The sequence below is a fragment of the Sphaerochaeta sp. S2 genome (genome assembly GCF_016406725.1).
In the GTDB taxonomy this organism is placed as follows: Bacteria; Spirochaetota; Spirochaetia; order Sphaerochaetales; family Sphaerochaetaceae; genus Sphaerochaeta.
In genome coordinates this window covers 1-2,950 of record NZ_JAEKNT010000017.1, presented here as the reverse complement: position 1 = coordinate 2,950, position 2,950 = coordinate 1, and the positions used below count along the sequence as shown (strand labels likewise).

The window sequence follows — 2,950 nt, the reverse complement described above, 5'->3', positions numbered from 1 at the left end:
GCTCTACCTCTTCTTTTTTCTTGTCTATATAGCAAGTAGTTTTTTTGCTGTAAGCATGGAGTTTGTCGGGCTGCTTCACTTCTTTCTTTCACTGATAAGCTGGACCAGTTTGCTTTTTGGATTTTGGATACTGGTATTTTCCCTCTTGGTCTGGGCAGGGGATCGAATATTCCCTGCTTCTGCTGTATTGCTTACTGTTCTCAGAATGCTCGCAGTCTTTGCCTTAAGCTTGATTGTAGGGGTATTGGAGCATGTGATCACGAGAGGAATTACTATAGGATAATGGTATTAAAACATTTGATTGAGGAGTAACCATGGAATTGCCACCAACCATCTGTGCTATCAGGGGGGCCATCTGCGTACAGGAAGATGTACCTGAGCTCATAGAAACCGCCGCTGCAACACTCTACCGGGAAGTGCTTGCCCTTAATTCATTGCAGGAAGAGGAAGTTGCCTACCTCCTGATCACCCAAACCAGTGATCTGAAAAGTCGAAATCCTGCAACAGGACTGAGAAAAGCAGGCTACTGTGGTTCAACCCCCTTGTTCTGTATGCAGGAACTTGAAATTGATGGGATGTTGGAGAAGGTAATCAGGATGCTGGTTGTCGTGAACCATCCAATACAGCAGACAGTGCCCGTGTTTATGCAGGGAGCAGAGGTGCTTCGCCCAGAGTATGCACACCCCTCCATGTAAGGAGGGGAATGTTTTTTTTTGAGAAGAGATGTAAATTTACAGATAATTGATGTATGTTTGTAAACATTAAATTGCTGTATATAAATAAACTACTGAATGATGTTTCATATTATTGTATAAATATTGCATAAATGTACAAACTGATGCATAATCTATGATAATTTACACTTGGTACCGTAGGAGGCCATATGAAACACAAGATGCTTGTTTTCCTTTTGTTGCTATTGTCCATCTCCATGCTTTGGGGCGCTGGAACCACTGAATCGGGGGATGCTTCGTATCCCACCAAACCGATTACCATGATTGTCCCATACGGAGCTGGGGGCACCACAGACATCAGCGGAAGACAATTGGCCGTCCAGTTGGAGAAACACCTTGGAGTGAGCATAACTGTCATCAACCAGGGTGGTGCAAGCGGTTCCATTGGTGCCCGTACCGTCCTTGATGCAAAGAGTGATGGTTATACCGTTCTATTCACAGCAGAATCATTGGGGACCCAGAGAGTGATGGGACTGAGTGAGATGAGTTATGACGATTTCACCCCGATCATGGTTGCCGTCAATGACCCGAAGGTCATTGTTGTAGGCAAGGATTCAAAATATGAGACCCTCCAGGACTTGGTGGATGACATCAAGAACCGCCCCGGTAAAGTGAAAATGAGCTATACCGGACCAGGTGGATCAGGACACGTACAGGCAATGATCTATGGCAAGTTCGGCATGGAAATGGCCCTTACTGCATACCCCGGTGGAGCTGACTGCATCCTCGCTGTATTGGGTGACCAAGTCGATTTTACCAACTCCAACTACTCCACGGTTACCGGCTATCTTGAAAGTGGTGACTTGAAATTGTTGGGTATCTCTGCCCTTGACCGTCTGGAAGCACACCCTGATGTGCCCACCCTTGGAGAAATTCTCCCTGGTTCAGAACGCTATCTCTCCAATCCGTTCACCCCGCTATCTTTCTTGGTGGATAAGGATGTGCCCTCTGAAGTGGTTACCGTTCTTCGTGATGCAGCAAAGAAAGCTGTACAGGAACCTGCCTGGAAAGAGTTTGTGGCCAAGAACTCCTTGGATAAGCTCTATGAGAAATATCCTGATGAAGCTTCTATGAAGGAGTTCTACAAGGATTGGGAGTCCCTGGTTTCCTGGATGCTCTACGATAGTGGGGTAGCCAAATTCAGTCCTGAGAAGTTCGGGATTGAGAAGTCACAGTACTAGTTAGCAAGAGGTCTTGCAGAAGTTCTCTGCAAGACCGTTTTTAAGGAGAAAGCCTTCATGGAAGAAGCACATCGATCAAGAAGTGGAGCATATTCACGAATCGAAGGATTCGTGTTTCTCTTGTTATCCATCTCTGCCATTGTCTATTCGTTGGTGGAGCATCACCTGGCAAAGGTAGTATGGCAGCAGTCACCCTATCTGTTTCCCCTGCTTGTAGCGGTGTTCCTGCTTCCGCTCTCCCTCTCCCTGCTTCATTCTGCAGGTAAAGAGAAGGGAGAGGTCACTCCTGTCTTGTTCTTGGTTCGTGACACAGTTGTGGTAACGCTTGCAACCTTGGTCTATGTGATGGTGATGCCCTATCTTACTTTCCTCGTCTCAACGACCTTGTTTCTCTTCGGATTGTTCTTTTACCTAGGAGAGCGAAGGTATCTCTTGATCGGCTTGCTCTCTGTAGGATTTACCTCTTTGATGTATCTCCTGTTCGGAAAGCTTCTGCACGTCATGCTTCCGTAGGAGGATTGGATAATGGATATGTTTCTTGGAATACTTTCCTATGCAAGCAACCTTCAGTTTGTATTGCTTGTCTTTGCCGGCTCGCTGGCTGGACTCTTCGTGGGTTCCATTCCTGGGTTGTCGGTCTCCATGGCAACTGCGCTTCTGGTATCAATCACCTACTCATGGCAGACCACCAATGCCCTGGCCACCATCATGGGCGTGTATGTGGTAGGTGTATTCAGCGGAGCCCTCTCTGCAATCCTTATCAATATACCTGGAGCACCTTCATCGGTGGTAACCACCCTTGATGGCTTTCCCATGGCAAAAAAGGGTGAGGCGTACAAGGCCCTGATCTACGCAGTCATGTACTCATTCATAGGGACGCTTTTTGGGTTCCTTGCCTTGGCAATTGTAGCCAAGCCGATATCCTCTGTAGCGCTGAAATTCACCCCGATGGACTACTTCCTTCTTGCAACCTTCGGTTTAACCACCGTAGGTTCCCTGACAACAAAACATTTTGCAAAGGGACTTATCAGCGCC

The 2,950-nt window shown here is 47.0% G+C and carries 5 protein-coding genes; all 5 read left to right on the top strand.

Annotated features, from left to right (window positions below; genetic code table 11):
• Positions 1 to 283 (top strand): hypothetical protein (locus JF818_RS16280; RefSeq protein ID WP_233065247.1); only part of this gene is annotated, 283 nt, incomplete at its 5' end.
• 31 nt (positions 284 to 314) lie between these two features.
• Entirely contained in the window at positions 315 to 695 is a 381-nt protein-coding gene (locus tag JF818_RS00390; protein WP_198890022.1) for a chorismate mutase, read from the top strand.
• 188 nt (positions 696 to 883) lie between these two features.
• Positions 884 to 1,915, top strand: coding sequence for a tripartite tricarboxylate transporter substrate binding protein (locus JF818_RS00385; protein WP_198890021.1), 1,032 nt, complete (start codon positions 884 to 886; stop codon positions 1,913 to 1,915).
• A 57-nt stretch (positions 1,916 to 1,972) separates the two neighbouring features.
• On the top strand, positions 1,973 to 2,428 hold the full coding sequence (locus JF818_RS00380; RefSeq protein WP_198890020.1) for a tripartite tricarboxylate transporter TctB family protein: 456 nt from the start codon (positions 1,973 to 1,975) through the stop codon (positions 2,426 to 2,428).
• 12 nt (positions 2,429 to 2,440) lie between these two features.
• The coding region (locus tag JF818_RS00375; protein ID WP_198890019.1) for a tripartite tricarboxylate transporter permease at positions 2,441 to 2,950 on the top strand (510 nt) is incomplete at its 3' end.

Bases quoted from the DNA above. Each gene is read 5' to 3' on its own strand.
- JF818_RS00390 (WP_198890022.1), top strand. From the start codon at position 315: ATGGAATTGCCACCAACCATCTGTGCTATCAGGGGGGCCATCTGCGTA.
- JF818_RS00385 (WP_198890021.1), top strand. From the start codon at position 884: ATGAAACACAAGATGCTTGTTTTCCTTTTGTTGCTATTGTCCATCTCC.
- JF818_RS00380 (WP_198890020.1), top strand. From the start codon at position 1,973: ATGGAAGAAGCACATCGATCAAGAAGTGGAGCATATTCACGAATCGAA.